20 protein-coding genes are annotated in these 19,190 nt (G+C 62.8%); all 20 read left to right on the top strand.

From position 1 onward, the window contains the following. Positions 1 to 80: 80 nt before the first annotated feature. The 20 genes from trmJ (at position 81) to BN1119_RS04230 (ending at position 19,095) form a co-directional block, all read left to right on the top strand. Positions 81 to 809: a tRNA (cytosine(32)/uridine(32)-2'-O)-methyltransferase TrmJ gene (gene trmJ, locus BN1119_RS04325; RefSeq protein ID WP_041994455.1), complete on the top strand. Its 729-nt coding sequence runs from the start codon at positions 81 to 83 to the stop codon at positions 807 to 809. An 89-nt stretch (positions 810 to 898) separates the two neighbouring features. Further along, positions 899 to 1,402 carry a Fe-S cluster assembly transcriptional regulator IscR gene (gene iscR / locus BN1119_RS04320; RefSeq protein WP_041994452.1) on the top strand — a complete coding sequence of 168 codons (504 nt, stop codon included), beginning with the start codon at positions 899 to 901 and terminating at the stop codon, positions 1,400 to 1,402. Positions 1,403 to 1,454: 52 nt separating this feature from the next. Then, complete coding sequence (locus BN1119_RS04315) at positions 1,455 to 2,669, top strand: IscS subfamily cysteine desulfurase (RefSeq protein ID WP_041994450.1); 1,215 nt, start codon at positions 1,455 to 1,457, stop codon at positions 2,667 to 2,669. A gap of 44 nt (positions 2,670 to 2,713) precedes the next feature. After that, a complete protein-coding gene (gene iscU, locus BN1119_RS04310; RefSeq protein WP_005907033.1) occupies positions 2,714 to 3,100 on the top strand; it encodes a Fe-S cluster assembly scaffold IscU in 387 nt (128 codons plus the stop codon). A 15-nt stretch (positions 3,101 to 3,115) separates the two neighbouring features. Continuing rightward, positions 3,116 to 3,439 carry an iron-sulfur cluster assembly protein IscA gene (gene iscA / locus BN1119_RS04305; RefSeq protein WP_041994443.1) on the top strand — a complete coding sequence of 108 codons (324 nt, stop codon included), beginning with the start codon at positions 3,116 to 3,118 and terminating at the stop codon, positions 3,437 to 3,439. A gap of 9 nt (positions 3,440 to 3,448) precedes the next feature. Continuing rightward, positions 3,449 to 3,967, top strand: a complete 519-nt coding sequence (hscB, locus tag BN1119_RS04300) for a co-chaperone HscB (protein ID WP_041994440.1) — start codon at positions 3,449 to 3,451, stop codon at positions 3,965 to 3,967. A gap of 27 nt (positions 3,968 to 3,994) precedes the next feature. Continuing rightward, positions 3,995 to 5,842, top strand: coding sequence for a Fe-S protein assembly chaperone HscA (gene hscA / locus BN1119_RS04295; RefSeq protein ID WP_041994436.1), 1,848 nt, complete (start codon positions 3,995 to 3,997; stop codon positions 5,840 to 5,842). Position 5,843: 1 nt separating this feature from the next. Continuing rightward, positions 5,844 to 6,182, top strand: a complete 339-nt coding sequence (gene fdx, locus BN1119_RS04290) for an ISC system 2Fe-2S type ferredoxin (protein ID WP_005907038.1) — start codon at positions 5,844 to 5,846, stop codon at positions 6,180 to 6,182. A gap of 144 nt (positions 6,183 to 6,326) precedes the next feature. Continuing rightward, complete coding sequence (gene pepB / locus BN1119_RS04285; protein ID WP_041994429.1) at positions 6,327 to 7,616, top strand: aminopeptidase PepB; 1,290 nt, start codon at positions 6,327 to 6,329, stop codon at positions 7,614 to 7,616. A 91-nt stretch (positions 7,617 to 7,707) separates the two neighbouring features. After that, the gene (pepB, locus tag BN1119_RS04280) at positions 7,708 to 8,991 is read left to right on the top strand and encodes an aminopeptidase PepB (protein WP_041994426.1); all 1,284 of its coding nucleotides are present in this window, start codon (positions 7,708 to 7,710) and stop codon (positions 8,989 to 8,991) included. Positions 8,992 to 9,315: 324 nt separating this feature from the next. Beyond that, positions 9,316 to 9,744 carry a nucleoside-diphosphate kinase gene (gene ndk / locus BN1119_RS04275; protein WP_041994423.1) on the top strand — a complete coding sequence of 143 codons (429 nt, stop codon included), beginning with the start codon at positions 9,316 to 9,318 and terminating at the stop codon, positions 9,742 to 9,744. Between the two features lie 171 nt (positions 9,745 to 9,915). Then, positions 9,916 to 11,019 carry a dual-specificity RNA methyltransferase RlmN gene (locus tag BN1119_RS04270; RefSeq protein WP_041994420.1) on the top strand — a complete coding sequence of 368 codons (1,104 nt, stop codon included), beginning with the start codon at positions 9,916 to 9,918 and terminating at the stop codon, positions 11,017 to 11,019. Between the two features lie 27 nt (positions 11,020 to 11,046). After that, positions 11,047 to 11,823, top strand: coding sequence for a type IV pilus biogenesis/stability protein PilW (gene pilW, locus BN1119_RS04265; RefSeq protein WP_041994417.1), 777 nt, complete (start codon positions 11,047 to 11,049; stop codon positions 11,821 to 11,823). Continuing rightward, entirely contained in the window at positions 11,813 to 12,724 is a 912-nt protein-coding gene (locus tag BN1119_RS04260) for a RodZ domain-containing protein (protein ID WP_041994414.1), read from the top strand. The genes pilW and BN1119_RS04260 overlap by 11 nt, the downstream gene beginning before the upstream one ends. A gap of 9 nt (positions 12,725 to 12,733) precedes the next feature. After that, positions 12,734 to 13,849 (top strand): flavodoxin-dependent (E)-4-hydroxy-3-methylbut-2-enyl-diphosphate synthase, encoded by a 1,116-nt coding sequence (gene ispG, locus BN1119_RS04255; RefSeq protein ID WP_041994411.1) that lies wholly within the window; start codon positions 12,734 to 12,736, stop codon positions 13,847 to 13,849. A 153-nt stretch (positions 13,850 to 14,002) separates the two neighbouring features. Further along, a complete protein-coding gene (gene hisS, locus BN1119_RS04250; protein ID WP_041994408.1) occupies positions 14,003 to 15,280 on the top strand; it encodes a histidine--tRNA ligase in 1,278 nt (425 codons plus the stop codon). A gap of 3 nt (positions 15,281 to 15,283) precedes the next feature. Then, positions 15,284 to 15,934, top strand: a complete 651-nt coding sequence (locus BN1119_RS04245; protein ID WP_041994405.1) for a YfgM family protein — start codon at positions 15,284 to 15,286, stop codon at positions 15,932 to 15,934. Then, positions 15,927 to 17,126, top strand: coding sequence for an outer membrane protein assembly factor BamB (gene bamB, locus BN1119_RS04240; protein ID WP_041994402.1), 1,200 nt, complete (start codon positions 15,927 to 15,929; stop codon positions 17,124 to 17,126). Before BN1119_RS04245 ends, bamB begins: the two co-directional genes overlap by 8 nt. Before the next feature lie 74 nt (positions 17,127 to 17,200). Beyond that, positions 17,201 to 18,697, top strand: a complete 1,497-nt coding sequence (der, locus tag BN1119_RS04235) for a ribosome biogenesis GTPase Der (RefSeq protein ID WP_041994399.1) — start codon at positions 17,201 to 17,203, stop codon at positions 18,695 to 18,697. A 161-nt stretch (positions 18,698 to 18,858) separates the two neighbouring features. Next, complete coding sequence (locus BN1119_RS04230) at positions 18,859 to 19,095, top strand: zinc ribbon domain-containing protein (protein WP_041994396.1); 237 nt, start codon at positions 18,859 to 18,861, stop codon at positions 19,093 to 19,095. The last annotated feature ends 95 nt before the right edge of the window (positions 19,096 to 19,190 follow it).

Raw genomic sequence — 19,190 nt, 5'->3', positions numbered from 1 at the left:
TGGATCGGCATTTACGATGCCAAAAGGGGCATTGGCTATGTTACAATTGCGCGCCATTTTTCACGAAAGACTGACCGGGCATGTTGGATAAGATTCGTATCGTCTTGGTAAACACCTCTCACACCGGCAACATGGGCTCGGCCGCCCGGGCCATGAAAACCATGGGCCTGAGCCAGATGGTACTGGTTGACCCCCAGGCGCTGCCCGATGGCAACGCCATCGCCCTGGCCGCCGGTGCCAGCGATATCCTGGCCAATGCCCGCATCGTTTCTACCCTGGATGAGGCGATCGCCGATTGTGGTCTGGTGATCGGCACCAGTGCCCGCTCACGCACCCTGAGCTGGCCGATGCTGGACTCGCGCGAAGCTGGAACCAGGCTGGTGGAGGAGACGGCCCGGCACCCGGTCGCCCTGGTATTTGGCCGCGAGCGTACCGGCCTGACCAATGAAGAGCTGCAGAAGTGCCATTTTCATGTGGCCATCCCGGCCAATCCCGAATACAGCTCCCTCAACCTCGCCATGGCGGTGCAGACCCTCTGCTACGAGGTGCGCATGCACTGGCTGGCGCAGCAGGAACCGTCCCCTGAACCCGCAGACGAGGCTGTCTACCCGAGCGCAGCTCAGCTCGATGGCTTCTATCAGCACCTGGAGCAGACCCTGCTCAAGACAGGTTTCATCAGCGAGGAGCACCCGGGACAGGTGATGAACAAGCTGCGCCGCCTGTTCAACCGGGCCCGGCCAGAAGCGGTGGAACTCAACATCTTGCGCGGCATTCTGACCTCGGTACAGAAGCCGAGACCCCAGGATTAATCCCGACTAAAACAGTCAACCATAAACTTGACTGTTTTAGTCGGGTATGTGACCATAATTGCCAATTGGTTCGCAAGACGGTAACGGATATGAGACTGACCTCGAAAGGACGTTATGCAGTAACCGCCATGCTCGACGTGGCGTTACATGCCGAGCAGGGGCCCGTGCCCCTGGCTGATATTTCCGAACGCCAGGGCATCTCTCTGTCCTACCTTGAGCAGCTGTTTGCCCGCCTGCGCAAGCATGGCCTGGTGAGCAGCGTGCGCGGTCCCGGCGGCGGCTATCGCCTCGGCCTGGATCCGGCTGCCATCTCGGTCGGCCAGGTGATCACGGCCGTCGACGAGTCGGTCGATGCCACCAAGTGCCTCGGCAAAGGGGGCTGCCATGGCGGCACCCAGTGTCTGACCCACTCCCTGTGGCGCGATCTGAGTGAACGTATCTCCAGCTTCCTTGGCGATATCACCCTGGCCGAGCTGGTCGGGCAGGCGGATGTCCGCCGGATTGCCGACAAGCAGGATGAACAGATGAAAACCGTGTTGTCCCTGGTTGACCGGGCGGAACGCGGCGATGTGAGCCTGAAAGTCCAACTATAAACGTGCTTTCCACAGCCAACCGATGTGTGGTCGGTCTGTAACGGAGAAAAAGATGAAACTGCCTATATACCTTGATTATTCGGCAACCTGCCCCGTCGACCCCAGGGTCGCGGAGAAGATGATGCAGTGCCTCACCATGGATGGCCTGTTTGGCAACCCTGCCTCCCGTTCCCACCGTTTCGGCTGGCAGGCCGAAGAGGCGGTCGATCTGGCCCGAAATCAAGTGGCAGAGCTCATCGGTGCCGATCCCCGCGAGATCGTGTTCACTTCCGGTGCGACCGAGTCCAACAACCTGGCCATCAAGGGCATAGCCCACTTCTACGCCAGCAAGGGCAAGCACATCGTCACCTCCAAGACCGAACACAAGGCGGTGCTCGACACCTGCCGCCAGCTGGAGCGCGAAGGCTATGAGGTGACCTACCTCGAGCCCATGCCCAACGGCCTGTTCACCCTGGAGCAGATCGAAGGCGCCCTGCGCGATGACACCGTGCTGGTGAGCATCATGCACGTCAACAACGAGATCGGTGTGGTGCAAGACATCGCCGCCATCGGCAACCTGTGCCGTTCGCGCAAGATCTTCCTGCACGTCGATGCGGTCCAGAGCGCCGGCAAGATCCCGGTGGATGTCGAAGCCCTCAAGGTGGACCTGCTCTCCGTGTCCGCCCACAAGGTCTATGGCCCCAAAGGGATCGGCGCCCTCTACGTGCGTCGCAAGCCCCGGGTTCGTCTGGAAGCCCAGATGCACGGCGGCGGCCACGAGCGTGGCATGCGCTCCGGCACCCTGCCGACCCACCAGATCGTCGGCATGGGGGAGGCGTTCCGCATCGCCAAGGAAGAGATGGCGAGCGAGAGCCAGCGCATGATGGCCCTGCGCCAGCGTCTGTGGGACGGAGTGAAAGACATCGAAGCCGTCTACGTCAACGGGGATCTGGATCAGCGCGTGCCGGGCAACCTCAACGTCAGCTTTGCCTATGTGGAAGGGGAATCCCTCATCATGGCGCTCAAGGATCTGGCGGTCTCCTCCGGTTCGGCCTGTACCTCTGCCAGCCTGGAGCCTTCCTATGTGCTGCGCGCCCTCGGCCTGAACGACGAGCTGGCACACAGCTCCATTCGTTTCAGCATGGGTCGCTTCACCACGGAAGAAGAGATCGATTACGCAATCAAGCTTATCCGTGACTCCATCGGTCGTCTGCGCGAGATGTCTCCCCTGTGGGAGATGTACAAGGACGGCGTCGATCTGAACACGGTCGAATGGGCACACCACTGATCACTGAGGATCAGCGGCGACAACGGAATTAGCAGGAGTTAATCATGGCTTACAGCGAAAAAGTAATAGATCACTACGAAAACCCCCGTAACGTCGGCGGTTTCGACAAGAACGACCCCAGCATCGCCACCGGTATGGTCGGTGCGCCGGCCTGCGGCGACGTCATGAAGCTGCAGCTGAAGATCAGCGACGCCGGCATCATCGAAGATGCCAAGTTCAAGACCTATGGTTGTGGCTCAGCCATTGCCTCCAGCTCCCTGGTGACCGAGTGGGTCAAGGGCAAGACCCTGGACGAAGCGGCCGGTATCAAGAACACGGATATCGCCGAAGAGCTGGCGCTGCCGCCGGTCAAGATCCACTGCTCCATCCTGGCTGAGGATGCCATCAAGGCAGCCATCGCCGACTACAAGCAGAAGAAAGGTCTCGTTTAAGGTTCGGAGAGCAGTATGGCCATTACCATGACAGCAGCCGCGGCCGAGCGGGTATCCAATTTCCTGAGCAACCGCGGCAAGGGCCTGGGCCTGCGCCTCGGCGTCAAGACCACCGGCTGCTCGGGTCTCGCCTATGTGCTGGAGTTCGTTGACGAGCTCAGCGACGGCGATCGGGTTTTTGAGCAACAGGGCGTCAAGATCATCGTCGACGCCAAGAGCCTGGCCCACCTGGATGGCACCGAGCTGGATTTCGTCAAGGAGGGCCTCAACGAGGGCTTCCAGTTCAACAACCCGAATGCCAAGGGCGAGTGTGGTTGCGGCGAAAGCTTCAGTGTGTAAGGGGACCTCATGAACCATTTCGAGCTGTTTGGACTGGTACCAGGGTTCGAGCTCGATACCCGCCAGCTGGGGGAGACCTACCGCCAGCTGCAAACCCAGTTCCATCCAGACCGTTTTGCCACCGCTCCCGAACGGGAGCGGCTGGCGTCCGTGCAGCAGGCGGCCCGCATCAACGATGCGTTCGCCACCCTCAAGGCGCCCCTGCGCCGTGCCGAATACCTGCTCTCCCTGCGGGGCACCGAGATCCGCGGCGAACAGCAGACCCTGCAAGACACCGCCTTCCTGATGCAGCAACTGGAGTGGCGCGAGCGGCTGGCGGATCTCAAGTCCGATCCCCAACCTGAGGCGGCCATCGCGGATTTTCGCCAGGAGATAGGGCAGGATCACCGCCATCTGATGCAATTGCTGATCGACAGTCTCGCCGCTGGCGACGATCTCAAGGCCGCCGATTGCGTGCGCAAACTCAAGTTTGTCGACAAGCTGCTCGATGAGCTGGAACGTTTCGAAGACTCGCTGTTCGAGTCTTGATCCCTTAACGCTGGAATTTTCACTCCCATGGCATTACTGCAAATCGCCGAGCCCGGCCAGAGCGCCGCGCCTCATCAGCATAAACGTGCCGTCGGCATCGATCTGGGTACCACCAATTCGCTGGTTGCCGCTGTGCGCAGCGGCCAGGCCGATACCCTCAGCGACAGTCAGGGGCGGGTGCTGCTGCCTTCCGCCGTGCACTACCAGACCGACGCCATCCGGGTCGGGTTTGACGCCAAGCGCGAGGCCGCCCTCGATCCCCGCAACACCATCATTTCGGTCAAACGCATGATGGGCAAGGCCCTGGCGGACATAGACACCCGCCAGCAGCCTTACGAGTTTGTGGCCAGTGACAATGGCTCGCCCCAGATCCTGACCCGTCAGGGGCTGGTCAATCCGGTGCAGGTGTCGGCCGAGATCCTCAAGAGCCTGGCCGAGCGCGGTGCCGCTACCCTGGGGGGCGATCTCGATGGTGTCGTCATCACTGTGCCCGCTTATTTTGACGACGCCCAGCGCCAGGGCACCAAGGATGCGGCCCGTCTGGCCGGTCTGCACGTGCTGCGTCTGCTCAACGAACCCACGGCCGCCGCCATCGCCTACGGTCTGGATTCGGGCCAGGAAGGGGTGATCGCCGTGTACGATCTGGGCGGCGGCACCTTCGATATCTCCATCCTGCGCCTGCATCGCGGCGTGTTCGAGGTGATGGCTACCGGCGGCGACTCGGCCCTGGGCGGCGATGACTTCGATCATCTGCTGGCGGACTGGATCAAGGAGCAGGCCGGTCTGGCCGGCGCCCTCGATGCCCGCCTGCAACGGGAGTTGCTGGACACGGCGGCCGCGGTCAAGCATGGCCTGACCGAGGCCGATACTGTGCCCTGCACCTTTGCCGGCTGGCAGGGGGAGGTGAGTCGTGCCCGGTTTGATGCCCTCATCCTGCCTCTGATCAAACGCACCCTGCTGGCCTGCCGCCGCGCCCTGAAAGATGCCGGACTCGGTGCCGACGAGGTGCTGGAGGTGGTGATGGTCGGCGGTTCGACCCGGGTGCCTCTGGTGCGGGATCAGGTGGGCAACTTCTTCGGCCGCACCCCGCTCACCAGCATAGATCCCGACAAGGTGGTGGCCATAGGCGCTGCCATCCAGGCCGACATCCTGGTGGGCAACAAGCCCGATGCCGAGATGCTGCTGCTGGACGTGATCCCGCTCTCCCTGGGTCTTGAGACCATGGGTGGCCTCGCCGAGAAGGTGATCCCGCGCAACACCACCATTCCGGTGGCCCGTGCCCAGGAGTTCACCACCTTCAAGGATGGCCAGACCGCCATGGCAATCCATGTGGTGCAAGGAGAACGCGAGCTGGTGGCGGATTGCCGCTCCCTGGCCCGCTTCACCCTGACCGGCATTCCGCCCATGGCGGCGGGGGCTGCCCACATCCGGGTCACCTTCCAGGTGGATGCCGATGGCCTGCTCTCGGTCAGCGCCATGGAGAAGTCCTCCGGGGTGCAGGCCGAGATCCAGGTCAAGCCTTCCTATGGCCTGGCCGAGGAGGAGATCCTCTCCATGCTGACCTCCTCCATCGAACATGCGGAGCAGGACATGGCCGCCCGCATGCTGGCGGAGCAGCAGGTGGAGGCGGATCGGGTCATCGAGAGCCTCAATGCCGCCCTGGCCGCCGATGGCGAGACCTTGCTGAGCGCCGCCGAGCGGGCCGAACTCGATACCGCCATCGCCCATCTCAGCCAGATGCGCCTGGCCGGTTCGACCAATCAAATCAAAGATGCCATCGAGGCGGCGGATGCTGCCAGTGGCGAGTTTGCCGCCCGTCGCATGGATGCCTCCATCCGCAAGGTGCTGACCGGCCAAGACGTTAACAAGGTGTGATATGCCGAAACTGATCATTTTGCCCCATCCCGAACTCTGCCCGGAGGGCGCGGCCCTGGAAGGGGCGAGCGGTGAGACCATACTGGACATCGCCCTGCGCAACGGCATCGAGATAGAGCATGCCTGCGAGAAATCCTGCGCCTGCACCACCTGCCACTGCGTGGTACGGGAAGGCTTTGATTCCCTCGAGCCGAGCGACGAGCTGGAAGACGACATGCTGGACAAGGCCTGGGGCCTGGAGCCGGAATCCCGGCTGAGCTGCCAGGCGCGCCTGGCGGACGAGGACCTGGTGGTGGAGCTGCCCAAGTACACCCTCAACCTCGCCTCCGAGCGCCACTGATCCGCGCCGGTTCAAACGAGCATGCAGTCAGTGCAGATGCAAAAGTGATATGGTGAAGGCCGTGACCCGAGAGGGAGACGGCCTTTTTTATGGCCGCCATTCCCCGACCGACCCATTGCCAAAAAGAAAAGGAAGCAAGAAGAGATGGCTGAGATGATGAATGTAGTGTTGTCCACCCAGGGCGCCGCCCCCCACTGGGGCGAAAATGCCCTGCTGAGTTTCAACGGTGACGAGGCCCGGGTACATCTTGATCAGGAGCCCCTGCGCGCCATCCAGCGGGCCGCCCGCCGCCTGGAGTCCTCCGGCATCAAACGGGTGCGGCTGGCCGGTGAGGGCTGGGATCTGGAGCGCCGTTTCGCCTTTGCCCAGGGCTTCTATGCCGCCAAGGGAGAGCGGACACTGACGTTTGGCGGGCAGTCGCCCCAGGACGCCAAGGCCCTCGATGGCCTGCTCAAGGCCAGTGCCTGGGTACGGGACGTGACCAACGCCTGCCCGGAGGAGATCTACCCCATGAGTCTGGCGGAGTCTGCCCTGCTGCTTATCCGCGGCCTGGCCGGTGACAAGGTCAGCGCCCGCATCACCAGTGGCGAAGCTTTGAAGGAAGCGGGCCACATCGGCATCTGGTCGGTGGGTCGTGGCAGCGAGCGCGAGCCCGTGCTGCTGGAGCTCGATTACAACCCGAGCGGCAACCCGGATGCCCCTGTGTCCGCCGCCCTGGTGGGCAAGGGGATCACCTTCGATTCCGGCGGCTACAGCATGAAATCGTCCGATGGCATGTTGCCGATGAAATCCGACATGGGGGGCGCCGCCATGGTGACCGGTGGCCTGGCCCTGGCCATCGCCCGCGGCCTGGACAAGCGGGTCAAGCTCATCCTCTGCTGCGCCGAAAACCTGGTCTCGGGCCATGCCTTCAAGCTCGGCGACATCCTCACCTATCGCAATGGCATCAGCGTCGAGATCCAGAACACGGACGCCGAGGGACGCCTGGTACTGGCGGACGGCCTGCTGACGGCCAGCGAGAGCGGCGCTCCCTACATACTGGATGCCGCCACCCTGACCGGTGCCGCCAAGATGGCCCTGGGCCGTGACTACAATGCCCTGTTCGCCCTGGACGAGGCCGAGCAGGCCCGTGGCCTGGCCGCCGCCAAGGCGGAAAACGAGAAGGCCTGGGTCCTGCCGCTGGAGACCTGGCATCAGGGCCAGCTCGGCTCCTCGTTTGCCGACATGAGCAACGTGGCCACGGCCGAAGGCACGGCCGGCGCCACCACGGCGGCCGCCTTCCTGTCGCGCTTCGTCCGTGACGAGGGGCGGGGCTGGCTGCACATGGACTTGGCCGGTGCCTACCAGAAGGCGGGCAACGAGCTGTGGGCCACCGGCGCCAAGGGCCATGGCCTGCGCACCATCGCCCGCTGGCTCGAAGAGGTGACGGCATGAACGCCTGCCTGAAACTGGGGGATCATGACCACGGTTACCTGGTGTTAACCGGGTGGTCCTCCATTGCGATCTGTCTCGAGGAGGTGTCTGTATGAATGTCTGGCTGAGCCGTGAATTTGCCGCCCCAGAGTGGGGGGAGGGAGCCCTGCTCTCCCATCGCGCCGACGGCGCCCTGATCCATCTGGTGAGTGCGAGTCCCCTGCAGGATATCCAGCAGGCGGCACGTCGCCTCTGCAGCCAGGGGATCCACAGGGTGAGCCTGGCCGGTCACTGGGACAGGGAGCAGCAGTGGGCCTTCGCCCAGGGGCTGCAGACCCCCAAGGTGGAGGTGGAGCTGCAATGGGCCACCTGCAGCGAGGAGGACAGGGCCGAGCTGGAAGGGCGCTGGCTGTGCGGGCGCTGGGTGCGCGAGATGACCAATGCCACGCCGGAGCAGCTGGGACCGCTGGATCTGGCGGTGGAGGCGGCGGCCTTCATCACCGAGCTGGCGCCGGACAAGGTGAGCCACCGCATCCTCAAGGGCGAGGCCCTGGCCCAGGCGGGCTGGGTGGGGCTCTATCAGGTGGGTCGGGGCAGCGATCGCGAGCCGGTCATGCTGGAGCTGGACTTCAATCCGGGCAAGGATCCCAAGGCCCCCGTCGCCGCGGCCCTGGTGGGCAAGGGCATCACCTTCGACTCCGGCGGCTACTCCATGAAGACCTCCCAGGGCATGCTGACCATGAAGCATGACATGGGAGGCGCCGCCATCGTCACCGGCGCCCTGGCGCTGGCCATGCTGCGGGGCCTGGACAAGCGGGTCAAGCTCATCCTCTGCTGCGCCGAGAACCTGGTCTCGGGTCACGCCTACAAGCTGGGTGACATCCTCACGTACAAGAACGGCACCACGGTGGAGATAGTCAACACCGACGCCGAGGGGCGTCTGGTACTGGCTGATGGCCTGCAACTGGCCTGTGCCAGCGGCGCGCCCCTCATCCTGGATGCCGCCACCCTGACCGGGGCGGCCGTGATGGCGCTGGGGGGACGTTACAACGCCCTGTTCGGCCTGGACAAGGGACTGGTGAGTCGGGCCATGACCTACGCCGAGGCAGAGCAGGAGCCGGCCTGGCCGCTGCCCCTCGAGCCCTGGCACCGTACCCAGTGCCCGTCCCACTATGCCGATACCGCCAACAGCCGTCCCGTGCCGGGTGGCGGCCCGGGGGGCGCCTCCAACGCGGCCGGCTTCCTCTCCCGCTTCGTCGCCAACGAAGGGCAGGGCTGGCTGCATGTGGATCTTGCCTCCTGTTTCAGCGAAAACGGCGACAGCCTGTGGGCTCCTGGGGCCAATACCCTGGGAATGCGTACCCTGGCCCGCACCCTGCTGGACGAGACGCGATAAGCGCTCATCCCATTGCAACAAGGAAGGCGCCTGATGGCGCCTTTTTCATGGCCAAGCTCCGCATTGGCGGGCGATCTCCCGCCGCAAGGCAACCGCTCGAGCGAGGGAGGAGAGCTTGATTTTCATGCATTTGATAAGAGAAACGTGGGCAAGCGCACGTTTTTTTGGGTTAGGCTACGGCAAGGTGAGCTGGCATGTTGTTTTAACGATGACTTTGTTTAACAAAAAGTTGCCTTTTTGTATGTTGTTTCGCTTTTTGTTTACGTATAATCGCCGCCGAACATGAATTCTTACCCTAATTCTCAGTAGTTTAAGGAAGATCTAATGGCTATCGAACGTACCTTCTCTATCGTCAAGCCGGATGCTGTCAGCAAGAACTTGATCGGTGCCATCTACAACCGCTTTGAGAGCGCGGGCCTGCGCATCGTCGCAGCCAAGATGATCCACATGAGCCGCGAGCAGGCTGCCGGCTTCTACGCCGAGCACGAAGGACGCCCCTTCTATGATGCCCTGGTCGCCTTCATGACCTCGGGTCCGGTCATGGTGCAGGTGCTGGAGGGCGAAGACGCCATCCGTCGCAACCGCGAAATCATGGGCGCCACCAATCCTGCCGATGCCCTGGCCGGTACCCTGCGCGCCTGCTTCGCCGACAGCATAGATCGCAACGCGGTACACGGCTCCGATGCCCCGGCCTCTGCCGCCCGTGAAATCGCCTACTTTTTCGGCGATGACGAGATCTGCCCGCGCGCCTGATGACGCCGGCAGTGAACACCAGCAAAGGGAGCCTCGGCTCCCTTTCGTTATTTGGCGAAAAGCCGGATAACTCCGTATGCTGCGGGTAGCAAGGCAGACACATTATTTGTACAATGCCGCCCCCTGACGACTGTCAGCAATCATTTCGTAGTGTGTGGACTGAGGCCTTTGATGAGCGAAACAAAAACCAACCTGCTGGATCTTGATCGGGATGCCATGCGTGCCTTCTTCGTCGAACTGGGCGAGAAGCCATTCCGGGCGGATCAGGTGATGAAGTGGATCTATCACTTCGGTTGTGACGATTTCGATCAGATGAACAACGTCAACAAGGTGTTGCGCGAGCGGCTCAAGGCGGTCGCCGAGATCCGCGCCCCGGAAGTGAGCCGCGAACAGCGCTCCTCCGATGGCACCATCAAGTGGGCCCTGCAGGTCGGGGATCAGGAAGTCGAGACCGTCTACATCCCGGAAGCGGACCGTGCCACCCTGTGCGTCTCCTCCCAGGTTGGCTGCGCCCTGGCCTGTACCTTCTGCTCCACCGCCCAGCAAGGCTTCAACAGAAACCTGAAGGTCTCCGAGATCATCGGCCAGGTGTGGCGCGCAGCCAAGGTGGTCGGTGGCAAGCGCCCCATCACCAACGTGGTGATGATGGGCATGGGCGAACCCCTGCTCAACCTCTCCAACGTGATCCCGGCCATGCGGCTGATGATGGACGATTTCGGCTATGGCATCTCCAAGCGCCGGGTGACCATCTCCACCTCCGGTGTGGTGCCGGCCCTGGACATGCTGGGGGACCAGATAGACGTGGCCCTGGCCATCTCCCTGCATGCGCCCAACGATGCGCTTCGCTCCGAGATCATGCCCATCAACGACAAGTACAACATCGAGGATTTCCTCGCCGGTGTGCGTCGTTATCTGGCCAAGTCCAACGCCAACGGTGGCCGGGTCACGGTGGAATATGTGCTGCTCGATCATATCAATGACGACATGCAGCATGCCCACGAGCTGGCTCAGGTGCTGAAAGATACCCCGAGCAAGATCAACCTGATCCCCTTCAACCCCTTCCCGGGCAACCCGTTTGGCAAACCGAGCAACAGTCGCATCGATCGCTTCTCCAAGGTGTTGATGGAGTACGGCCTGACCGTGATAGTGCGCAAGACCCGCGGGGACGACATCGATGCCGCCTGCGGTCAGTTGGTCGGAGATGTGATCGATCGCACTAAACGCACCATGAAAAAGCGGATGCAACAGGATGGGATTTCCGTCAAAATGGTGTAACCGCTAAGCCATTGTATAGTCAGGGAAATGGATACACGTAAATTGATTATGGTGGCAGCGCTCTGTGCGCTGTCCGGCTGCGTGACCGAGACTAGCTACGTTGGCCCGAACTCGACACAGCGGGAAGTCGGTCCCGATCTGAAGGCCGCTGCCCAGACCAGACTGGATCTGGGCATCCAATATCTGCGCCAGGGCAATGCCGAGCAGGCCAAGTTCAATCTGGACAAGGCGCTGCAATATGACCCGGGCAACCCCCAGATCCAGATAGGTTTTGCCTATTTTTTCCAGCAGGTGCAGGATTTCAAGGCGGCCGAGGCGAGCTATCGCAAGGCCCTGGCCATGGATCCGACCAATGCTGACGCCATGAACAACTACGGCGCCTTCCTCTGCAATCGTGGCCGTTTCGATGAAGCCGACCAGGCCTTCAACCAGGCCATCGCCCAGCCAGACTACGTCAAGATCGCCGACACCTACGAGAATGCGGCGCTCTGTGCGTTGCAAAACAACAGAAAAGACAAGGCGAGCGAATACTATCATCTGGCCTTGGGGTATAATCCCCGCGATCCAGGGTTATTGCTGGACTTGGCCGAGCTTTCCATGAAAGATGACAAGCTGACCGATGCGCAGGACTATCTCGTTCGTTATGCGGCCGTGGCCGAGGAGAACGAGCAGAGCCTCTGGCTGAGACTGCGTCTCGCCCAGTCGATGGACAAACCGGCATTACTTCACCAATTCGGGACTGAGCTGGTACAGCGCTTTCCCTCTTCGCCACAAGCCAAGCGTTACTTAGCCAATGACTATTGAACAGCAACACGACTCTCAAGACGAATCTCAGGCAGCGGGCCCAGGCCAGCTGCTGCGCGCCGCTCGCGAACAGCTTGGCTGGACCCGTGAGCAGGTAGCGTCACGCCTTCATCTTCGTCTTACCCTGATTGCGGCTATCGAATCAGATACTTACGACAAGCACACCTCTCATACCTTCATCCGGGGTTACCTGCGCACCTACGCCAAGCTGGTGGGGGTGCCCGAGGAGACAGTGCTCGCCGCCTATACCAAGCTGGGGTTGACCCCCCCGGACAACATCGATATGCAGAGCTTCTCCCGTCGCTCCCGTCAGCAGGCCAGTGACAGCCGCCTCAAGCTGGTGACCTGGCTGGTGATCCTGGCCCTGATCGGCCTGTCGGTCGCCTGGTGGTGGCAGAGCACGGCCAAGCGATCCGCCGGGGAGGAGGCCCTCGCCGCCAGCGAGATAGGCGCCTCTGCCTCCCCCGAGGTGAGTGAGACCACCGAAGGCGAGCTCTCCCTGGTTGCACCCGCGCCCCTGGCCGAGGCGGAACAAGCCGCCGCGCCAGTGAGCGAGGAGCCTGCCGCGAGCGCCGCCATCTCCACGGCCCCGACCGAGGAGCCCGTGGTCAGCGAGGTCGTGGCCACGCAGCCAGAGCCCGCCGCCGAGCCGGCCAGCGTGCCCCAGCTCAAGCTCAACTTCACCGCCGACTGCTGGCTCGACGTGAAGGACGCCACCGGCAAGACCCTGTTCAGCGGCCTGAAGAAGGCCAATGACGAGCTGGTTCTGAACGGAACGGCACCGCTGAAGTTCATCGTAGGCGCGCCCATGGCCGTCCGGATTGAGTTCGAAGGCAAGTCCATCGACATGAGCCGTTACAATAACGGCCGGACCGCCAAGTTCGCGTTGCCGCAGGAGTAAGTTGTACCCATGTCCGCTCATGTATCCCCGATCATTCGTCGCAAGTCCAAGCAGATCATGGTGGGTAAGGTACCGGTGGGGGGCGATGCCCCCATCACGGTCCAGACCATGACCAATACCAAGACCACGGATGTGGCCGCCACCGTCGAGCAGATCCAGCGGATCGAGCGGGTCGGTGCCGACATCGTCCGGGTCTCTGTGCCCACCATGGAGGCGGCGGAAGCCTTTCGCCTCATCAAGCAGCAGACCCGGATCCCCATCGTTGCCGACATCCATTTCGATTACCGCATCGCCCTGAAAGTGGCCGAGTATGGCGCCGACTGCCTGCGCATCAACCCGGGCAACATAGGCAACGAAGAGCGGGTGCGCGCCGTGGTCGACTGTGCCCGTCATTACAACATTCCGATCCGCATCGGCGTCAACGGCGGCTCCCTGGAGCGGGACATCCAGGAAAAGTATGGCGAGCCGACCCCGGAAGCCCTGCTCGAATCGGCCATGCGTCACGTGGATTACCTGGATCGCCTCAACTTCGACAACTTCAAGGTGAGCGTCAAGGCGTCCGATGTCTTCCTGGCGGTCGGTGCCTATCGCCTGCTGGCCAGGCAGATAGACCAGCCCCTGCACCTGGGCATCACGGAGGCGGGCGGGTTCCGAGCCGGCGCGGTGAAATCCGCCATCGGCCTTGGCATGCTGCTCACCGAGGGAATAGGGGACACGCTGCGCATCTCCCTGGCCGCCGATCCGGTGGAGGAGGTGAAGGTGGGCTTCGATATCCTCAAGTCCCTGCGCATTCGCTCCCGTGGCATCAACTTCATCGCCTGTCCCTCCTGCTCCCGTCAGGAGTTCGACGTGATAGGGACGGTCAACGCCCTGGAAGAGCGACTCGAAGACATCATCACCCCCATGGATGTCTCCATCATAGGCTGTGTGGTCAACGGCCCGGGCGAGGCCCTGGTCTCCGATCTCGGCCTCGCCGGCGCCGCCAACAAGAGCGCCTTCTACGAGGGGGGGCTGCGGGTCGACCGGCTCGACAACAAGGATCTGGTGCCGACCCTGGAGCGACGCATCCGTGCCCGCGCCGCCATGCTGGATCCCGCCAACCAGATCCAGATAGACAAGGGTTGAACCGGTAAAGGTTCGACCAGAGCGGGGCCACCTGGGGTGGCCCCGGCTTTAGGTTATTGATTTTACATCCCGCATCCGGGCACCCTGATTTTACCTCGGGGTCGAAAATCCCTATAATGCGGCCAAATTTCACGTCTTTTCTCGAGTAGCAACGTGGCAAAACAGATTCAAGCGATTCGCGGTATGAATGACTGCCTGCCGGAGCAGAGCCCGGTATGGCAGAAAGTGGAACAGATCCTGCGTCAGGTTGTCGCCAGTTATGGCTACAGCGAGGTGCGCATGCCCATCGTCGAGCAGACCCATCTGTTCAAGCGTGCCATCGGTGAAGTGACCGACGTGGTCGAAAAAGAGATGTATACCTTCGAGGATCGCAATGGCGACAGCCTGACCCTGCGCCCCGAAGGCACCGCCAGCTGCGTGCGCGCCGGTATCGAGCATGGTCTGCTCTACAACCAGGAGCGCCGCATGTGGTACATGGGCCCCATGTTCCGCCACGAGCGTCCCCAGAAGGGGCGCTATCGCCAGTTCCATCAGTTCGGGGTCGAGCTGTTCGGCATCCATGGGCCGGACATAGACGCCGAGCTCATCATGCTGACCCACCGCCTGTGGCGCCTGTTCGGCATCCAGGATCACGTCACCCTGCAGCTCAATACCCTGGGTCAGAGCGAGGAGCGCGCCGCCTATCGCGATGCCCTGGTCGCCTACCTGGAGCAGTACAAGGAGGAGCTGGACGAAGACAGCCAGCGCCGCATGTACAGCAACCCGCTGCGGGTGCTCGACTCCAAGAACGATCGGGTGCAGGAGATCCTGGTGGGGGCGCCGCGCCTGTTCGATCACCTGGGAGAGGAGAGCCTGGCTCACTTCGAGGGGCTCAAGCGCCTGCTCACCGCGGCCGGCATCCGGTTCGAGGTGAACGAGCGGCTGGTGCGCGGTCTCGATTATTACAACCTCACCGTATTCGAGTGGGTGACGAGCAGCCTGGGGGCCCAGGGCACAGTCCTGGCCGGTGGCCGCTACGATGGCCTGGTGGAGCAACTGGGCGGTCAAGCCACCCCGGCGGTGGGTTTCGCCATGGGCATGGAGCGACTGGTGCTGATGCTCGAGACCCTGGAGCTCAATGGGGACATCCGTCCTGCGGTGGATGTCTACCTGGCCATGGTGGGCGAGGGGGTGGAAGCGGCCGGTTTTGCCCTGGCGGAGCGGCTGCGCGATGCGCTGCCTTCCTTGCGCCTGATGAGCCATTGCGGCGGCGGCAACTTCAAGAAACAGCTCAAGCGTGCCGACAAGAGCGGCGCGGCCATCGCCCTGATCCTCGGCGAGTCCGAGGCGCAGAACGGCGAGGTGACCATCAAGTATCTGCGTGGCCAGGGGGAACAACAGACCGCCCCGGTCGATGCCGTCATTGCCCTGCTGGCAGACAAAGGAGAGTAAGCCGTGGAAGTGTATACCACCGAAGAACAACAGGTTGAGGTCATCAAGAACTGGTGGAAAGAGAACGGCACCTCGGTCATCGCCGGGACCGTCATCGGTCTGGTGGCCCTGTTTGGCTGGCGCTATTACAACGAACACCAGCAGTCGAGCCAGGAGGCAGCCTCCCAGGCTTACAACCAGCTGACCCAGACCCTGGCCAAGGGTGACGATGCTGCCTTTGCCCAGGCCCAGACCTTCATCGCCGACCACAAGGGCGAGTCCTACAGCGAGCTGGCCGCCCTGCAACTGGCTGCCGCCGCCGTCAAGGCGGGCAAGCTGGATCTGGCGGTCGCCCAGCTGGGTCAGGTCGTGGCCGAGGGGGACGAGAGCGTGCAGCCCATCGCCGCCCTGCGTCTGGCCCGGATCCTGGGGGATAAGGGCAAGTTTGACGAGGCCCTGGCCCAGCTTGGCAAGATCAGCAACGACGCCTTCAAGGCCCAGGTGGCGGAAGTGCGTGGCGACCTGCTGCTCAAACAGGGCAAGCCGGAAGAGGCGCGGGATGCCTATCAGGCGGCGGCCGATGCCGGCGGCCTGCAGGCAAGCCCGGAACTCAAGCTGAAGATGGACGACCTGGCGCTGCCGGCCGCCGCCACTGCAGGAGCTCCTGATGCGTGATCTGACTTTGCAGCGCGGCCTCAGGCGCGTCGCGCTCGCCACCGCTATCGCCGTGGTGCTGCAGGGCTGCTCTCTGTTCAGCAAGGATGAGGATCTCAACCCCATGGCGCCCCTGCCCAAGGTGGAGTCCAGCTTCCAGGCCGATACCCTGTGGCGGAGCTCGGTCGGGGATGGCATAGGCAACTTCTACTCCCAGCTGCGTCCCGCGGTCGAGGATGATGTCATCTATGCCGCCGCCCGCGACGGGGATGTCACCGCCTTCGAGCGCAGCAGTGGCAAGGAGCTGTGGAGCGTGGATCTGGCGGACCTGCCGGTCAACGCCGACAAGCGCAGCGCCCGCCTCTCCGGCGGCCTGGTCTCCCGTTACGGCAAGCTGTTCCTCGGTTCCGAGAACGGTCAGGTCTACGCCCTCTCCGAGGAGAATGGCGAGGTGCTGTGGCAGACCAATGTGCCCGGTGAAGTGGTGGCGAGTCCCGCCGTCGAGGATGGCCGCGTCGTGGTGCTGACCACCTCGGGCCGCCTGGTGGCGCTCGATACCGACGAGGGCAAGCTGCAATGGACCCTGGCGGAGGAGCAGCCGCCGCTGACCCTGCGCAGCACGGGGGCGCCGGTGATCACCAATGGCGCCGTGCTGTACGGCCGCGCCGATGGCAAGGTGGGCATCGCCCTGCTGAGCAACGGCCAGCCGGTGCGCCAGTCCAAGGTGGCCGACCCGCGCGGCGCCACCGAGCTGGATCGCATGGTGGACGTGGATGCCGCTCCCCTCATCGCCGGCGATGAACTCTACGCCATCGCTTACAATGGCCAGCTGATGGCCCGCAAGCTGATGACGGGTGACGAGGTGTGGAAGCGCAAGTATTCCGGCTATCGCGACATGGCGGTGACCGGCAATGCCATCGTGCTGACCGACAGCCGCAGCCACCTGTTTGCCATCGACCGTCGCAACGGTCTGGAGCTGTGGTCCAACACCCTGCTCGAAAATCGCAGCGTCACGGCCCCCGTCATCTTCGGTGACTATGTGGTGGTCGGCGATGTGGAAGGTTACCTGTATTGGCTGGATCGTAGCGACGGCACCATACAGGCGATGCAACAGCTCGACAGCAGTGGTCTCTACGCCGCCCCCCTGGTGGACGGTGATACCCTGTATGTGCAGAGCCGTGACGGCAAGTTGTACGCCCTGAAGCGTCCCTGATCGTCCGACATTATGATTATCCGGCTCCTGGTCTTCGGACCCGGAGCCTTTGTCGTCTTGAGAATGAGGCTTTTATGACTCCTGTAGTAGCCCTGGTGGGCCGCCCCAACGTGGGGAAATCCACCCTGTTCAACCGCCTGACCCGTACCCGGGATGCCCTGGTGGCAGACTTCCCCGGCCTGACCCGGGACCGCAAGTACGGCCAGGCGAAGCTGGGCGAGCTGGAATTTATCGTGGTCGATACCGGCGGTATCGATGGCACCGAGGAGGGGATCGAGCTGAAGATGGCCGAGCAGTCCCTGCAAGCCATCGATGAGGCCGATGTGGTGCTCTTCATGGTGGATGCGCGCGCGGGTTTGACCGCCGCGGATCAGGCCATCGCCGAACACCTGCGCAAGTCCCAGAAGAAGGTGTTCCTGGTCGCCAACAAGACCGACGGCATCGACGGTGACTCCGCCGTGTCCGAGTTCTACTCCCTGGCGCTGGGGGAGGTCTACCAGATCGCCGCCGCCCACGGTCGTGGCGTACTGAGCCTGCTGGAGCTGGCCCTGGCCCCCCATCTGGAGGAGCTGGTCGAGGCTGCCTCCGAAGCCGAAGAAGAGGTGGAGGAAGAGGAGGACTTCGACGAAGAGGCCCTGCTGCGCATGGTGGCCTCCGGTGATCTCGACACCCGGGAAGACACCAAGGAGACCCCGTTCGCCGACCTGCCCATCAAGTTTGCCATCGTTGGTCGCCCCAACGTCGGCAAGTCCACCCTGACCAACCGCATGCTGGGGGAAGATAGGGTCATCGTCTACGACATGCCGGGCACCACCCGGGACTCCATCTACATCCCCATGGAGCGTGACGAGCAGAAGTACGTCATCATAGACACCGCCGGCGTGCGTCGTCGCGGCAAGGTGCACGAGACGGTGGAGAAGTTCTCCGTCATCAAGACCCTCAAGGCGATTGAAGATGCCAACGTCTGCCTGCTGGTGATCGACGCCCGCGAGACCATCACGGATCAGGATCTCAGCATCCTCGGCTTCGTGCTCAACACTGGCCGCTCCGTGGTACTGGTGGTGAACAAGTGGGACGGTCTGGATCAGAAGGTGAAGGAAGACGTCAAGAACGAGCTGGACCGTCGTCTGGGCTTCATCGATTTCGCCCGGGTCCATTTCATCTCCGCCCTGCACGGCAGCGGTGTCGGCCACCTGTTCGAATCCATCCAGGAGGCGTACCAGTCCGCGACCCGTCGCACCAGCACCGCCATGCTGACCCGCATCATGCAGATGGCCCAGGAAGACCACCAGCCGCCCATGGTGAACGGTCGCCGGGTCAAGCTGAAGTATGCCCACGCCGGTGGCTACAACCCGCCGCGCATCGTGATCCACGGCAACCAGCTCAACGACTTGCCGGATTCCTACAAGCGCTATCTCATCAACTACTTCCGCAAGTCCCTCAAGATCATGGGCACCCCGATCCGGGTCGAGTTCCAGGAGTCGGTCAACCCGTTCGAGGGCAAGAAGAACAACCTCACCCTGAGTCAGGAGCGCCAACGCAAGCGCCTGCTCAAGATGAAGAAGAAGTGATGACAACGGCTGCCTCAGGGCAGCCGTTTTATCTTGATGGGGGTCAAGGTTCGGGGGCCAGGCCCCTGTTACCTTGACCCGGGCCAGCCGTCACCCCCATGCTGATAGCGGTGAACCAGCGCGCCGGCCCGGGCCGACGCCATCCAATGAGGACCCATGTCATGAATGATTCCACCCCCTGCTGCCCCCTCTGCGCGGCGGCGCTGGATCCTCGCCACGGCGAGCAGCGTTGCCCCGGCTGTCATGCCGAGCTGAGGTTCGAGGCAAGCTGTCCCGATTGCGGGGCACCGCTGGAGCGCTTGCAGGCGTGCGGCGCGGTCGACTACTTCTGCCAGGGATGCAGCTCCCTGATCTCCAAGCGCCGGGTGATCTTTGCCATTACCCCGGTCGATGAATAGGTGGATGGGGCTGGCCCCATCCGGATTGACGGATAAAAAAGAGGCGCCCCGGGGGCGCCTCTTTGCTTAAGGTTTGACTCGGCCTCTTGGCGGGC

Origin of the sequence: Aeromonas bivalvium (assembly GCF_000819765.1) — a bacterium.
In the GTDB taxonomy this organism is placed as follows: domain Bacteria; phylum Pseudomonadota; class Gammaproteobacteria; order Enterobacterales; family Aeromonadaceae; genus Aeromonas; species Aeromonas bivalvium.
This window is presented reverse-complemented; position numbering and strand designations above follow the sequence as displayed.

Bases quoted from the DNA above. Each gene is read 5' to 3' on its own strand.
- BN1119_RS04260 (WP_041994414.1), top strand. From the start codon at position 11,813: ATGACTATTGAACAGCAACACGACTCTCAAGACGAATCTCAGGCAGCG.
- BN1119_RS04315 (WP_041994450.1), top strand. From the start codon at position 1,455: ATGAAACTGCCTATATACCTTGATTATTCGGCAACCTGCCCCGTCGAC.
- trmJ (WP_041994455.1), top strand. From the start codon at position 81: ATGTTGGATAAGATTCGTATCGTCTTGGTAAACACCTCTCACACCGGC.
- iscA (WP_041994443.1), top strand. From the start codon at position 3,116: ATGGCCATTACCATGACAGCAGCCGCGGCCGAGCGGGTATCCAATTTC.
- bamB (WP_041994402.1), top strand. From the start codon at position 15,927: ATGCGTGATCTGACTTTGCAGCGCGGCCTCAGGCGCGTCGCGCTCGCC.
- iscR (WP_041994452.1), top strand. From the start codon at position 899: ATGAGACTGACCTCGAAAGGACGTTATGCAGTAACCGCCATGCTCGAC.
- iscU (WP_005907033.1), top strand. From the start codon at position 2,714: ATGGCTTACAGCGAAAAAGTAATAGATCACTACGAAAACCCCCGTAAC.
- fdx (WP_005907038.1), top strand. From the start codon at position 5,844: ATGCCGAAACTGATCATTTTGCCCCATCCCGAACTCTGCCCGGAGGGC.
- der (WP_041994399.1), top strand. From the start codon at position 17,201: ATGACTCCTGTAGTAGCCCTGGTGGGCCGCCCCAACGTGGGGAAATCC.
- ndk (WP_041994423.1), top strand. From the start codon at position 9,316: ATGGCTATCGAACGTACCTTCTCTATCGTCAAGCCGGATGCTGTCAGC.
- hscB (WP_041994440.1), top strand. From the start codon at position 3,449: ATGAACCATTTCGAGCTGTTTGGACTGGTACCAGGGTTCGAGCTCGAT.
- pilW (WP_041994417.1), top strand. From the start codon at position 11,047: ATGGATACACGTAAATTGATTATGGTGGCAGCGCTCTGTGCGCTGTCC.
- pepB (WP_041994429.1), top strand. From the start codon at position 6,327: ATGGCTGAGATGATGAATGTAGTGTTGTCCACCCAGGGCGCCGCCCCC.
- BN1119_RS04270 (WP_041994420.1), top strand. From the start codon at position 9,916: ATGAGCGAAACAAAAACCAACCTGCTGGATCTTGATCGGGATGCCATG.
- BN1119_RS04230 (WP_041994396.1), top strand. From the start codon at position 18,859: ATGAATGATTCCACCCCCTGCTGCCCCCTCTGCGCGGCGGCGCTGGAT.
- hscA (WP_041994436.1), top strand. From the start codon at position 3,995: ATGGCATTACTGCAAATCGCCGAGCCCGGCCAGAGCGCCGCGCCTCAT.
- ispG (WP_041994411.1), top strand. From the start codon at position 12,734: ATGTCCGCTCATGTATCCCCGATCATTCGTCGCAAGTCCAAGCAGATC.
- pepB (WP_041994426.1), top strand. From the start codon at position 7,708: ATGAATGTCTGGCTGAGCCGTGAATTTGCCGCCCCAGAGTGGGGGGAG.